The sequence below is a fragment of the Pontibacter sp. Tf4 genome (assembly GCF_014212495.1).
Taxonomy (GTDB): domain Bacteria; phylum Bacteroidota; class Bacteroidia; order Cytophagales; family Hymenobacteraceae; genus Pontibacter.
This window is the reverse complement of the sequence record NZ_JACKZC010000004.1, coordinates 49,017-62,522: the sequence shown is the minus strand read 5'-3', so window position 1 is coordinate 62,522 and position 13,506 is coordinate 49,017. Positions and strand designations below refer to the sequence as shown.

At 48.1% G+C, this 13,506-nt stretch carries 12 protein-coding genes; 8 read left to right on the top strand and 4 right to left on the bottom strand.

Translation table 11 applies throughout. The annotated features are described in order from the left end of the window. Window positions 1-140 precede the first annotated feature (140 nt). On the bottom strand, window positions 141-389 hold the full coding sequence (locus H7F15_RS07560; RefSeq protein ID WP_185196369.1) for a hypothetical protein: 249 nt from the start codon (window positions 387-389) through the stop codon (window positions 141-143). Window positions 390-488: 99 nt separating this feature from the next. Here H7F15_RS07560 and H7F15_RS07555 point away from each other — a divergent pair, with 99 nt between their 5' ends. The 7 genes from H7F15_RS07555 (at window position 489) to H7F15_RS07525 (ending at window position 5,872) form a co-directional block, all read left to right on the top strand. After that, complete coding sequence (locus H7F15_RS07555) at window positions 489-1,061, top strand: RNA polymerase sigma factor (RefSeq protein ID WP_185196368.1); 573 nt, start codon at window positions 489-491, stop codon at window positions 1,059-1,061. Continuing rightward, a complete protein-coding gene (locus H7F15_RS07550) occupies window positions 1,036-2,193 on the top strand; it encodes a trypsin-like peptidase domain-containing protein (RefSeq protein WP_255481139.1) in 1,158 nt (385 codons plus the stop codon). The genes H7F15_RS07555 and H7F15_RS07550 overlap by 26 nt, the downstream gene beginning before the upstream one ends. A 149-nt stretch (window positions 2,194-2,342) precedes the next feature. After that, the gene (locus H7F15_RS07545) at window positions 2,343-2,975 is read left to right on the top strand and encodes a fasciclin domain-containing protein (protein WP_185196367.1); all 633 of its coding nucleotides are present in this window, start codon (window positions 2,343-2,345) and stop codon (window positions 2,973-2,975) included. A gap of 130 nt (window positions 2,976-3,105) precedes the next feature. Next, window positions 3,106-3,834, top strand: coding sequence for a fasciclin domain-containing protein (locus H7F15_RS07540; protein ID WP_185196366.1), 729 nt, complete (start codon window positions 3,106-3,108; stop codon window positions 3,832-3,834). 183 nt (window positions 3,835-4,017) lie between these two features. Next, the gene (locus H7F15_RS07535; RefSeq protein WP_185196365.1) at window positions 4,018-4,554 is read left to right on the top strand and encodes a general stress protein; all 537 of its coding nucleotides are present in this window, start codon (window positions 4,018-4,020) and stop codon (window positions 4,552-4,554) included. A 235-nt stretch (window positions 4,555-4,789) separates the two neighbouring features. Then, the gene (locus tag H7F15_RS07530) at window positions 4,790-5,215 is read left to right on the top strand and encodes a response regulator (protein ID WP_185196364.1); all 426 of its coding nucleotides are present in this window, start codon (window positions 4,790-4,792) and stop codon (window positions 5,213-5,215) included. 48 nt (window positions 5,216-5,263) lie between these two features. Continuing rightward, a complete protein-coding gene (locus H7F15_RS07525; RefSeq protein ID WP_185196363.1) occupies window positions 5,264-5,872 on the top strand; it encodes a DUF4142 domain-containing protein in 609 nt (202 codons plus the stop codon). Between the two features lie 10 nt (window positions 5,873-5,882). On the opposite strand, the gene H7F15_RS07520 is transcribed toward H7F15_RS07525, so the two are convergent. Beyond that, on the bottom strand, window positions 5,883-6,434 hold the full coding sequence (locus H7F15_RS07520; RefSeq protein WP_185196362.1) for an arylesterase: 552 nt from the start codon (window positions 6,432-6,434) through the stop codon (window positions 5,883-5,885). 94 nt (window positions 6,435-6,528) lie between these two features. Continuing rightward, complete coding sequence (locus tag H7F15_RS07515) at window positions 6,529-6,984, bottom strand: PA2169 family four-helix-bundle protein (RefSeq protein ID WP_185196361.1); 456 nt, start codon at window positions 6,982-6,984, stop codon at window positions 6,529-6,531. Window positions 6,985-7,226: 242 nt separating this feature from the next. Between H7F15_RS07515 and H7F15_RS07510 the strand changes: the two genes are divergently transcribed. Next, window positions 7,227-9,326 carry a carboxy terminal-processing peptidase gene (locus H7F15_RS07510; RefSeq protein WP_185196360.1) on the top strand — a complete coding sequence of 700 codons (2,100 nt, stop codon included), beginning with the start codon at window positions 7,227-7,229 and terminating at the stop codon, window positions 9,324-9,326. 784 nt (window positions 9,327-10,110) lie between these two features. Here the strand turns inward: H7F15_RS07510 and H7F15_RS07505 are convergent. Next, window positions 10,111-13,473, bottom strand: a complete 3,363-nt coding sequence (locus H7F15_RS07505) for a T9SS-dependent choice-of-anchor J family protein (RefSeq protein ID WP_185196359.1) — start codon at window positions 13,471-13,473, stop codon at window positions 10,111-10,113. Between the last annotated feature and the right edge of the window lie 33 nt (window positions 13,474-13,506).

Sequence of the window (13,506 nt, the reverse complement as noted above, 5' to 3'; positions counted from 1 at the left end):
GCCTGAACTATAAAGCAGGCCTTTTTTCCGGCTTAAAATTTTATTATGGCATAAAAATAAGAAGTCCCCCGTGCCGTGGCCCGGGGGACTTCTTATGTGTTTTTAGAACTATAAATGTTAACCTAAAGTTCTGGTTTTAATTACTGAACAACAGTAGTAGAGTCAGTAGTAGTTGTAGAAGTAGTATCTACAGTAGTACCAGTTGTATCAACTGTAGTTTCTTCAACTGTAGTTTCTTCGATTGTAGTAGTGTCTTCAGTTTCAGTAGCAGCTGGCTCAGTGTTGCAAGCAGTGAAAGAAACAAGAGCGAAAGCTACAACGGCGAATTTAAATAGATTTTTCATTTTGTGTTTGTAATTAAGTGTTTTGGTTTCGATTTTGAACTTCATACCAGAAATGCACAGAGGTAACCCACCTTCAGAAAAAAAATTAAAAATATTTTTCAGTGGGTTACTAAAACCCTAAAAGCGTATTAAAACCAGAGCGGAATGAAGAAAGGTTTGTATGAGGCGGATGAGGCAGTAATAGACGGCATCCGGTCAGGCGATGACCGGGCGTTGGCGTACCTGTACAAACTCCACTTCCCGATGATCTCTCATTTTATTCTCAGCAACAGCGGAACCGAGGACGAGGCGAAAGACATTTACCAGGAAGGTGTTATCGTCTTCTACGAAAAAGTAAAGTCGGATAACCTCGAACTGACCTGCCAGATAAAGACCTACCTGTACTCGGTGTGCAGAAGGTTGTGGCTGAAACGACTGGCTGAAAAAGGCCGGTTTGCGACAAAGGTAGAAGATGCTGAGCATTACCTGACCCTGGAGGACGAAGTGCCCCAGCAGGAAGAGAATGAGAAACGGTTTGACGTAATGGAAGCTGCCCTGAACCAGATTGGCGAGCCCTGCCGGTCCCTGCTGGAGGATTATTACATCCGGATGCAGAACATGCAGGACATAACCGACCGGTTTGGCTACACCAACACCGACACCGCCAAAAACCAGAAATATAAGTGCCTGCAGCGGCTTAAAAAACTATTTTTTGCTGCCTACCAGGCACCCGTTTAGCCCGGAGAGTGAGAAAATACGCCTGCAACAGGCAAAGTATATAGCAGAGATGGAATACCTGATGTACGAACAAATGGAGCGATACCTGGCCGGTAAAATGGTTGCCGAAGAAAAAGCAGCCTTTGAGGCCCTGCTGCAGACCGACCCGCGTCTGGCCGAGCAGCTGAAAGAGCACCGCACACTACTGCACTCCATGCAGCAATATGGCCAGCGCCAGCAACTGCGCACCAAACTGAACGCCATCCATACTTCCATGGAACAGGAAGCAGCGCCAAAGGTAATCCCTATGTGGCAGGTCTTCTGGAAGCGCCATGCCCAGACGATGGCCGTAGCTGCCAGTGTTTCGCTGTTGTCTGTGTTTGGTACGCTCTGGAGTGTGCAGCAAATGAAAAAACCGGTACAGCAGCAAACAGCCCATTACGTAGAGCTTCGCCGGGAAGTAGACAAGCTGAAAAAAGCCCAGACAGCTATCATCAAAGACATTAACAATACAGCCAAGCCAGCCCCACGCCCTGCCCGTTTTAGCGGTACAGGCTTTGCACTGAGTGCCAACGGCTACCTGGTTACCAGCTCGCACGTAGTAGAGGGCGCCGACTCGATCATGATCGAGAATACTTCCGGGGCAAAATATAAAGCACACGAAGTATACCGCGACCAGGCCCACGACCTTTCAATCCTGAAAATTGAGGACCCGGCATTCACTGGCTTCAGTAAGCTCCCTTATACCTTTAAAACAACAGAATCTGACCTGGGCGAGAAAGTTTACACGTTGGGTTACCCGCGTGAGGATGTCGTGTTCGGTGAAGGATCCCTTAGCTCTACGTCCGGTTTCCAGGGCGATACAACAGCTTACCAGATCTCTATTCCGCTTAACCCGGGTAACAGTGGCGGCCCGCTTTTAGATGATAAAGGCAACCTGATCGGGGTTATCAGCGGAAAGCAGGAGGGCCAGGACGGCGCCGCCTTCGCGATCAAATCTGCTTACCTGCTCCAGATCATCGGGGAACTGCCATTGGCGACAACGTTGTCTCCGCTGTTGTTGCCTAAAACCAACACGCTGGCAGGCAGCTCAAGACCACAGCAGCTTAAAAAGTTAAAAGACTTCGTATTTGTGGTGAAGGTATACAATTAAGTAGCCAACCACTGCAGCACCTAAGCGAAAGGCCCGCCCGACATAGTTCAGGCGGGCCTTTCGCATTTCGGAAACTAACATTTTTGCCTGCAGGGAGTTAAATACAAGTTGTGGCACCACACTTTTACACCTTACACGCTGTTAAAACTATGGAAAACAACTTACTGAAAAAGATAGCAGCTATAGTTGCAGCTTCGGTTTTTATAGTTGGCTGCGCCGGCTCCGATACCACCACTATAAGCCAGACACAAACGATGGAAGGCGATGCGCCGGCCGAACCTGTAGCCGAACCGGAAGCACTGAACTACGATGCCCTTTTCGAGGATCTCGGCAATACCGCCCGCTTCGATATACTGGCACTTGCAAATTCCAACCAGCACCTGACCACTTTTGTAACCCTGACCGAGAAAGCCGGCATAACGGATGTGCTCAAGTCAGAAGGTCCTTTTACTGTATTTATTCCTACAAACGAAGCGTTTGATCACCTTAGCAAGAAAGAGTTTGATGCGCTGCTGGAGCCAGAAAACCGGGTACAGCTCCTGAAAGTTCTGCAGGCTCACATCCTGCCAAATAAGGTTTATACCTCGCAGTTAAAAGACAACCAGCGCATTAAAACCGCCGACCATAAAGTAATAAACGTGCAGGTAAGCCCGGACAAAATTGTAACTATAGGTGGCGCAAAAGTCGTAAAGTCTAATGTAGAGGTCTCGAATGGCGTGGTTCACATTGTAGATGACGTCATCACCACAAGCGACGCCGGCCCCGCTCCATCCGATAAATAAGACCTCCCCAACCAGGCAATGCGCACTGGTAATTTCTCCATCACCCTTACCCTATTCCGGTGGTACATGCCCCGGCTCCCGGCCCGCTTACAGGCAGGCTTTATTGTTTAATTTTAACCATGTTAATACTATGAAAACAACAGAAATGAAATCTTTAGCAGCAATAGCAGTAGCATCGCTTACCATGTTCGGGTGTGCCAGCTCAAACGAGGGCACCACCGCCATGGACGACAACGTGACCATGAGCGAAACCCAGACCATGGCCGGTACAACCGAAGACGCCGATGATGCTGATGCTGTAGTTGTTACCGCTGAAGTAGTGGAACCAGTTGCTGTCGTACCAATTGCTGCCCTATCGCTGACAAATACAGAAGATGTGAACGACATGTTCGACAACATAGAAGATACAGAAGCCTATAGTTTGATGGACCTGGCGCAGCAAAGCCCTAACCTGTCGACATTTGTGCAGCTGATGAATGCCGCCGGCCTGGCAGATGATTTTGAAGCCAACCGGTCTTACACCATTTTCGCCCCAACAAACGAGGCTTTCTCTAAGTTAGATAAGGCCGAACTGGAAATGCTGCTGCTACCGGAAAACAAAGCCAAACTGGCCAGCGTGCTGATGGTGCACATCCTGCCATCCGAGGTTACCTCAGCAAACTTTAACGAAACACAGCGCATCGATATCGGCGATAACCGTTACATCCCCGTTAGTGTATCAAGCCCGGGCCGTAACATAACCGTGGGTGGCGCTAACGTAGTGGTGCAAAACGTAGAAGCATCCAACGGCGTGATCCACGTGATCGACCATGTGATCATTCCTAAAGATGATGCGGTTGAAGGTGACGGCATCCGATAAGGGTTTCCTTAATCTCAATAGCAACAAAGCTCCCTGCCCGGCGGGGAGCTTTATTGTTTACAGGTACCCCGCCGGGCTATAGTATGTGGTGGTATCGTAACTATAGCAGTACAATGCCCGTTATAAATCCTACTGGTTTGCCAGCCTTACCAGAATGTGAACTTAACAATAACTATAAAAGCTATGATGAACAGAACAAGCGATAGAGGCATGATGACTGCCATGTTCCGCGACCGAGAAAGTGCTGAGCGCGCATTTAACGAACTGCGTGCCCGTGGCTATGACAAAGACGATATTAACGTGGTTATGTCGGATGAAGCGAGAAAAAGACACTTCAGAGGAGAAGACGCTGACGACACAACTGAATTAGGTAACAAATCGCTGGAAGGTGCCGGTGCCGGTTCCGCCATTGGTGGTACACTGGGTGCTATAGTTGGTGCCATTGCAGCAATTGGTACATCGGTGGCTATACCTGGCCTTGGTCTGGTAGTAGCAGGTCCGCTGGCTGCCGGTCTGGCAGGTGCAGGTGCGGGTGGCTTAACAGGCGGCCTGATTGGTGCCCTGGTAGGTGCCGGTATTCCGGAAGAACGCGCCAAAGTGTACGAAACCGGTATTAAAGAAGGAAATATCGTACTTGGCTTTAAACCGCATTCAGCAGAAGATGCCCGTTATTTTGAGGAGCACTTCCAGAAACACCGCGGCGAGCATATCTATTACTAAGATAGCAGCATAACAAACTATAATAAAAGCACCTGGCAAAACCGGGTGCTTTTTTATTTTCAGTCAACTATACTAATTACTGTTAAGCAGCAGTTAAACAACCAAGCAAACAACTTTTCCGGAAGATGGCGCCAGCATAGCGGCGGCAGCAAACTTATGTTGTCAGTTATAAAAATCCGCTTTATATTGCATGACCATCTTCTTTAAATGCTGTTGGAGCCGCACTGCTGCCTATATGTATAAACTGAACCACATCCTTATAGTTGACGACGACCAGATCAATAGTTTGTTCTCGCAGATCATACTCGAGGATGCCAATGCATGCCAGACCGTTTCTGTTTGCCATAGTACCCTTGAGGCACTGGAACTGCTCCGTAGCATTGCCCACACACAGGATGCCCACTTCCCTGACCTTATTTTGCTTGATATAAACATGCCGGAGCTGGATGGCTTCGATTTTTTAGAGCAGTACCACGCCCAGGATTACCACAGGTTCAGGACCCTGATCTCCATGTTCAGCTCATCCGACGACCCGGAGCACCTGGAGACTATTAAAAACTATAGTTCGGTTATTGGCTTTATTCCCAAGCCGCTTTCAATGGCCACCCTCAATAACCTGCTGGCCCTTCATTTTACACCACCGGTAAACAATTTGCTATAGTTTCGTATGTGTTGAGGTAAACACGTTCTTTTACCAAACGCATAAACTATGAAACGCATACTGATCGCCGCCTTTACGGTTTCGGCTTTTACCTGGGCCTCCTGCTCCTCAGACAACAACACCAACCAACAGGAAACTGCTGATACCGAAGCGGCCACCACTACCGATGAGCAGTCCGCCACTGTGGCTGGTACCGACTCTACCCTGACCGAAGACCAGGAACAACTGATGCAGACCATTGCGCAGCACAGCCTGTTGCAGGTGGAGCTTGGCAAACTGGCTGCTGCCAAAGGCACTACCGACGATGTAAAACAGTACGGACAGGAAATGGTACAGGCTTATACTACCCAGTTAAACGAACTGCAGAAAGTGGCCCAAACCTACCATAAAGATCTCAACGTCACCCTCGGAGACGATTACCGCAAGTACGCAGAAGACCTGGGCAAAAAACAAGGTGTTGACTTTGACAAGGAATACTGGAAAAACATAACCGACGCCCAGAAGAAAGCCCTGGACGATTACGACGACCACCTGAAGAAAATAACCGAAGCAGATGCAACAGCTTTTGGCACCTGGGCCCGCACATCCGGCAAAGAGCTGCGCGCACGTTACGAGCAGGCGCTGGCACAGGAACAGCAGCTCGATAACCGGCTTTAAACTATAGCAACTATAGCAGGTCTTTCAGTACAGACCAGGTATGTCTGGCGAGCAGCTTCTGCCCTTCTGCGTTTGGGTGCACCCCATCAGGCAGGTTTAAATGCCGCATGCCCGCTACCCCTTCCAGCAGAAAAGGCACGAAAGCCACATTGTTTTTGATGGCCAGCTCCCGGAAAAGCGCCCTGAACTCGGCAGCATAACGACCGGGCACAATGTCCGGTATTTCCATGCCCGAGAGGATGATCTTAACTTCCGGCCAGGTTCGCTTTGCTTTGTCCAGTATCTGTTGCAGGTTTATAGTTGTTTCGCGGGTAGGAATGCCGCGCAGCCCATCGTTGGCCCCCAGTGCCAGTACAAAAATGTGCACATCCAGGTGTAGCCATTTATCAAGGCGGTGCACCCCGGCCGCAGTGGTGTCGCCGCTGAGGCCGGCATTTATCACCTTATAGTTGGTGTAGCCATTTTCCTGCAGCTGCTGCTGTATCAGGGCCGGGTAGGCCTGGGTCTGGGCCAAACCATAGCCGGCGGTTAAACTATCGCCAAAGAACAGAATATTTTTCATAAGTGGGTGCGTTGGAAATGTGCCTGCTATAAAACAGCAAAGGGCTACCACCACCGGTAACCCTTTGCTGTTTTATAGTTTTAACTATAGTCTGTTAATCAATAGTGTGTTTCATTTGTTTCAGATGCTCGCATGTAGCCAGAGAGGCCTGTTTCTGCTTTTCTACCATCTGTACTACCTCCTGCGGCAGTTCGCTGCGGTGGTCAAGGGCATCGTTATAAGCTTTTTGGGCCCACTCCTCGCCATGCAGGTTCGATTCAATGATGGCTTCTTCGTCTTTGCCGGTTATACCTGCTTTCACATCCATCCAGCCACGGAAAATCTTGCCTTTTATAGTTGTGCTTTGCTGCGGCTCGGCGCCAACGCTGCGCAGTTTGCTGTTCAGCTCGTTCGAGAACTGCTGGCTCTGGCTCACAAGCTCGTTATAATAGGCCTTGTGTGCCGGGTCTCTGGTATCGCGCGCGGCAGCTTTGTATCCTTCTATTCTGTCGTTTACGAACTGGGTCAGCTCATTCAGTACCTCAGCCGTTCTGTCATTCATGTTTTGCATAGCTTTATTAAGTTTTTTCCTTATTTCAGAACGAAAAAAAGAACTAACAGTTATAAGAAACCCAAACAAAATACGTATGTTATCTATTGTATACGCAGTACGTTAAAGAGACAATCCGGAACTGTTTTGTGAGAAGATAACTTTTTATAGTACATTACACGCTACAAAATATGCTGCTGCGCCTGCGTATACTTGCGGCATTACTTTTGCATACTAAACGGGAGTACCACAAACTAAACTAAATGCTATCCTTGACAACCAGATTTAAAATAATTTCATCTGTACTGGCAGTGATCCTGCTCACAGCATCTTTCATTTTTTACCGCAACACCTCCTCACCCGAGGGTAAAGATGAAATACTGCTGAAAGTACTGATACAAGGCCTGAGCCAGGGGCACTTCCAGCCTGAAAAGCTGGACGATGCGTTCTCTAAAAAGGCTTTTAACCTGTATCTCGAGCGCCTGGACTACAACAAGAAGTTCCTGCTGGCATCGGATGTGGCCAAACTACGCCAGTACGAAACAACTATAGATGACCAACTACGCGCCGGCAGCTACGAGTTTTTCGACCTGTCTGCCAACCTGATAGAGCAGCGCCTGAAAGAATCAGAAGCTTATTATAAAGAGATACTTGCCAAGCCTTTTGACTTTACAAAAGACGAGACCATAGAAATTGATGGTGAGAAGCTGGCTTTTGCCAAAGACAAAAAAGAACTGAAGGAAGCCTGGCGCAAGCAACTGAAGTACCAGACGCTGGTACGCCTGGCCGATATGCAGGAAGAGCAGGAAAAAGCCAAAGGCGAGAAAAAAGAGACAAAAACGCTGGCTGAAATGGAAGTGGAAGCCCGCAAGAAAGTACTTGACCTGTACGACGACCTGTACGAGCGCCTGTACCGCATTAACCGCGACGACAGACGTGCTACTTACATCAACGCTATCGCGAACGTATACGACCCGCACACCGGGTATTTCCCGCCAAAGGCCAAGTCGGATTTTGATATTGAATTTACCGGCCGACTGGAAGGGATCGGTGCCTCGCTGCAGGAAAGAGATGGCCAGATTAAAGTAAACGAAATTGTTCCGGGCAGCCCGTCGTACATACAAGGCGACCTTAAACCGGGCGATGCCATACAGAAAGTAGCGCAAGGCAATAACGAGCCTGTAATTGTGGAAGGCATGCGCCTGGATGATGCCATACAGCTGATACGTGGTAAAAAAGGAACTGAAGTACGCCTTACTGTTAAGAAACCGGATGGCTCAACCAAAGTAATCCCGATCATACGCGATGTGATCGTGTTTGAAGAAACCTATGCGCAGTCGGCTATGATTGAAGGCGACAAGAAGATAGGCTATATTAAACTGCCCGGCTTCTATGCAGACTTTGAAGGTAACGGTGGCCCTAACAGCGCCGACGATGTGAAGCGTGAAGTAGAAAAACTGAAAGCCGCCGGCATGCAGGGCCTTGTATTAGACCTTAGAAATAACGGTGGTGGTTCGCTGGGCGATGCCGTGAAAATGGCTGGCTTATTTATAAACCAGGGGCCAATCGTTCAGGTAAAAACAGCGGGTGGCAAAGCCATTGTGCTCGACGACCGTGACCCACAGGTACAGTACGACGGCCCGCTGGTGATACTGGTTAACGCCAACAGCGCCTCAGCTTCCGAAATTCTGGCAGCTGCCATGCAGGATTATAAGCGTGCGGTTATCATTGGTAGCCCAACCTATGGCAAAGGTACAGTGCAACAGTTCTTTGAGCTGGATGAAGCCCTGCCGTCACAGTTTGATGCGTACAAGCCGTTTGGTGCCCTTAAGCTTACAACACAGAAGTTTTATCGTGTAAATGGTGGTACTACACAGCTGCGTGGTGTTATTCCGGATATTATCCTTCCGGATGCCTACACGTACCTGGAGTTTGGTGAGAAAGAGCAGGATTACCCACTTCCGTTCGATGAGATCAAGCCGGCAAAATACACTGTCTGGAGTGATCCTAAGCTGAACCTGACCCAGATCAAGGAAGCCAGCAAGGCCCGTATCAGCCAGAACAAGAGCTTTAACCTGATAAAGGAAAGCGCCGAGCGTTTGAAAAAGCAGTCGGAAAACACGGTACGTTCGCTGGCACTGCAGAAGTATATGGAAGAAGAAAAACGTGCCGAAGCAGAAGCCAAACGTTACGAAGAAGCACAGAAGGAAGTACCGGTATTAACTGTAAACAGACTGCCACAGGACCTGAAAGAACTCGGACCCGATACTGCTAAAGTTGCCCGCAACAAGGAGTTCCTGAAAAGCCTGAAGCAGGATATTTACCTGGAAGAAGCAGTTGAAGTAGTTGCACAACTGAAGTAATAACAAAATACAATATAGAAAAGAGCCGGCTATAGTTAGCCGGCTCTTTTCGTTTATGGTTAGGTCATGCCCATTTTGGAGAAAGGTCCTTTCTGCTACTTCTGCTGCAGGTTCTCAACCATGCAAGTTAGAAACCAACTATAGCCAGCCTGATATTAATTCGCCCGCGCTTCAAGAACATAAAAATCAGGTTGCCTTAACTATAGTTTTTTGTATGCCGCAAGTTTAGCGTCAGCGCAACTTGTGGTTGAATTTGGCGCCAGTTTGTGACTGGCGTTCTGCGCGAGCAGAAACTATAGTTTTACGGAAGGCTATAGTTGGGAAGATCTATAGTTATGAACATGGCGCGAGCGTCCTCGCTCGTGTCGAACTATAGTTTGGACCTCCGGCCCAGTCGGATCACAGATCCAACCTTATAGATAAGTCACGGATCAAAGATCCGCGCCAGCATAGGGTTATAGTTTAGGTGTAGTCTTACAGTTGAGGCTATAGTTCACAGCTATAGTTAAAACCATTATTTGCGTTGTCAGCGCCATTGTTGGTGTTTTCACCAACAATCCAACCGGTTTGGGGCTCGCTGCTGAAAACACACAGCAGATAGAAACAATGTTTCAGGAAGCAAGTGAAGACAAAACAAACTATAACACACCAAGAAAAAACAGCTTACTCAAGCGAAAAAGGTAAACGCTGAAAATTCTGATCCATCTCTTTCATCACTGGTCTGTAAAACAAAACAGCCTGCCGGGTGTCCGGCAGGCTGTTAAACTATAGGTATTGAAACGGATTAGTGTCTCACCATCTTAGTCTGGAAGTACTCTTTACCGGTTTCGATCAGTACCATGTAGATACCGGCCGGCAGGGTAGCTACTTTGCTGTTAAGCGCGTTTTGTGCAGCAGCCTGTGTACCGTTTACGCTTAGTACGTTTCTGCCTTCTGTAGAGTAAACTACCATGTTCACTTTAGCAGTCTGTGCTACACGCTCCGGCAACTGTAATTTAATGTTGCCGCCGTTAACGATAGTTGGGTAGATGCTGAACTGACCTTTTGTACCATCAGCTATGCCTGTAGGCGCATCGTTGGCTTCAATGGTTAAAGTGAAGGTTTTAGCAGTTCCAATTTCTAAGCCATTGCTTGCACCGGTTATTTCAAACACTACCAGCTCTGCTTCCTCCGTTTCAGTATCATCTACAATCGTTACATCAAACGAAGCAGTTGTAGCGTTGGCCGGGATGGTAACTGTTACAGTACCGTTCTCAGCACCCGCAATGGTATAGTCTGCAGCCGATGCAGTTGCACCTGCTTTAGGAGCTATAGTTACTGTTTGCGCTGTCGCTACTGCCTCAGCTACTGTCAGCGATACGGTAAATGTACCGGCATCTTCTGTCTTGCTTACTGAAGCCTGTGAGAAGGCAACTGCAACAGGGTAAGTAGTATTGGTAACTGTAAATCTTGCTGAAACCGGTAGGTGATCAGATGTAGTTGATCTGAAGTTAGGAATCAGGTTCAGCAGCTGCTCTTCGATAGCAATAGAGCTGGCTACATATTCATCTGTCAGCTCATTAGAAATAAAGATATGATCCAGGAAGCTTCTCAGTGAGCCAGACTCATACGTTACCTTATCCGCTTTGCTCAGGTCCAATGTCAGGGTGCTATAGTTGGCTTCATCAGCCACAAACACATCAAAAGAAGACTTCTGGTTTGTACCAACTACCGATACATCCACGTCATCGTTAAAGTCACCTAACAGGATCAGGTTTACGTTGCCGTACTGTGCAGCAAGCGAGTCGCTCAGTACTTTTGCATCGTATTGTCTTCTCTGGTAGTCCAGGTCGCTGTTATCGCCGTTGGCTTTTGCATGCAGGTTGATAACGTGAATGCGCTGCTTGGCACCATCGATGTTTGCTTCAAATTCCACCATGTATGGCAGGCGGCCACTTGCCCAGAACAGCTCGTCACCGGTAGGGTAATCAGTCAGGTTGGTTGTACCGGCTTTAATGTCGTTAAACAGTTTAGATAGCAGTACCTTGTCTTTTCTTACAGTTACTACGTCTGCTTTGTAAAGGAAACCGATCTGCTGTTGGCCTGTAACAGGTTTTGTGATGTAGGTATAGCCTGTTGCAGCAGCAAGTTCTGCTATCTTGGCATCATCTGCCACTTCCTGCACACCAATGATATCTGCATTCAGGTGCTCTATTACTTTCTTAGCGTTCTCAAACTGAAGCTCTTCGTTTGATGGCCCCTGGCCGGTTGCACCAAACCACTTCATGTTCCAGGTTACTACATCCAGCGTGTTAGACTTCAGTAAAGATGAACCTGACAACATACCACGCGTTATCACTGTTTCGCCGCTTGTGAAGGTTACTGCGCCAGTGTAAAGGTGTGCTGTAGCTGATGGTGCAAAACGTACAAATACTTCGTTGTTAGCAGCAGCTTCAGCAGCAGTATAAGTTAATGTAGCAGCGTAGGTTGTGCCATCTTTCGACAGCTCGAAGTTAGCCGGTGCTGACAGTACTACATTCTCATCAAAACCAACTGCACTGAATGTAAACTTCATGGCATCAGATGTGCTGCCTGCAGCCGTTTCCGGGAAGTTCATTACAATGTTTGAGGTGCTCAGGTAGTTTGCTACACCTTTCACTTCAAAGTTGTCCAGTGTCCAGCGCGGGGCGCTTTCGGTGGTAGAGGTATAAACAAAAGCTACGTAGGTGTTTGCTGACTTATAGTCCAGCAGGCCAAGGTTTTCCAGCAGTTTCCACTCATCAGCTTCATCAGCAGGAAGCGATACAAGCTCTGTCCAGGTAGCGGCAGAAGGAGCACCAGTACCGCTATAGTTTGTAGATACCATTACTTTCAGGCCGTCACCTGCAAATTTGGTTCTGTAGTTAAAGCTTACAACCGGAATATCGAAGCCCGCCAGGTCAAGAGCCGGTGAGATCAACCAGTCTTCGTTTTCCTGGTTTCCACTTGCAAAACCGCTCATCTGCACAGCATTTGTCATTTTACCATCGGTACCAGGTGTTCCGAATGTAGTACATGCCCAGGTCTGATCGCCGGTTACGCTATACTGCATCCAGCCGCCAGCTATAGTTGCGTTGCCTGTACAGGTGTTGAAGTCCTGTGCGTATGGGCTGTGGCTTATTACTGTAGCAGCTACAGTTACAGTTGCTGCACCTGTGCTTGTGTGGGTAATATTACCATTTACAACACCAAAAGTAGATGGTGATACTTTCACATAAACCGTTGCTTCAGAGGCTAATTCAGCAGCTGTAAATTCGATTTCGGCAGCGTAGGTTCCGCCTGCAGTTTTGGAAACCAAGAATGGAGCATCGGCTGTAACTTTAACAGGAGCTTTCAGGTTGGTAGCTGTGAAAGTATAGCTGCCGGTCTGTGCTTTCTCAATAATGGTCTCGCCAAGGTTAAGGGAACTTGGAGCAAATATAGCAGGCGTTGTAGAGCCCGACTCAAACTCGATCTTAAAGTCATCGACAGCATACATACCATCTGAGCCAACGTTATCCGCATCTGCCCAACGAATCCAAAGGGTAGTGCCTTCTGCCCAGCTGATGCCACCCAGGTCAAGCGAAATAGCAGTTCTGTTAGCAGCATCGTTACCGTTCACAGCAGCAGCTACTTTTGTTGTTGTTAATATTTCAACAAGGTCAAGCTCTGTCTTTTCAATCCAGGTTGCGTTCGCATCATCCAGCGAGGTTGCATTCAAACTATAAGCAAATTTTACTACCTCATGGTGGTCATCACGGCTACCACTTTTCCACTGCTCCATCATCGCGGAGATCTTGATCTGGTTAAGGGTGTTGCCTGTGTTGTTGGTAAAGGCTGCGCCGAAGGCAGGCATTGTAGAGCCGGAGGCTAATGTACCTAACGCTCTGTCTGTATCAAGACCAACACTATAAACTGCTCCGGAGGTAGCACTACCATCTGAAACAGTTGGTGCCAGCGCCTGACCTATAGTACCGCTACCAGCAAGTCGCAGGCCAGACCATCCAGTTGGGTAACCACTACTCAAAGCATCAAAATTCTCGGTGTAGGGGGATTGCTGAAGGTTTACCTGCCCGAATGCCGTGCTGCTGCCAAGCCAGGCACAGCAAACCAGCACTAATGCGCAAAGTTTTTGTAAATGTTTACTCATAATAAAGGTTGTGTAGGTTGATTGATTACAGAT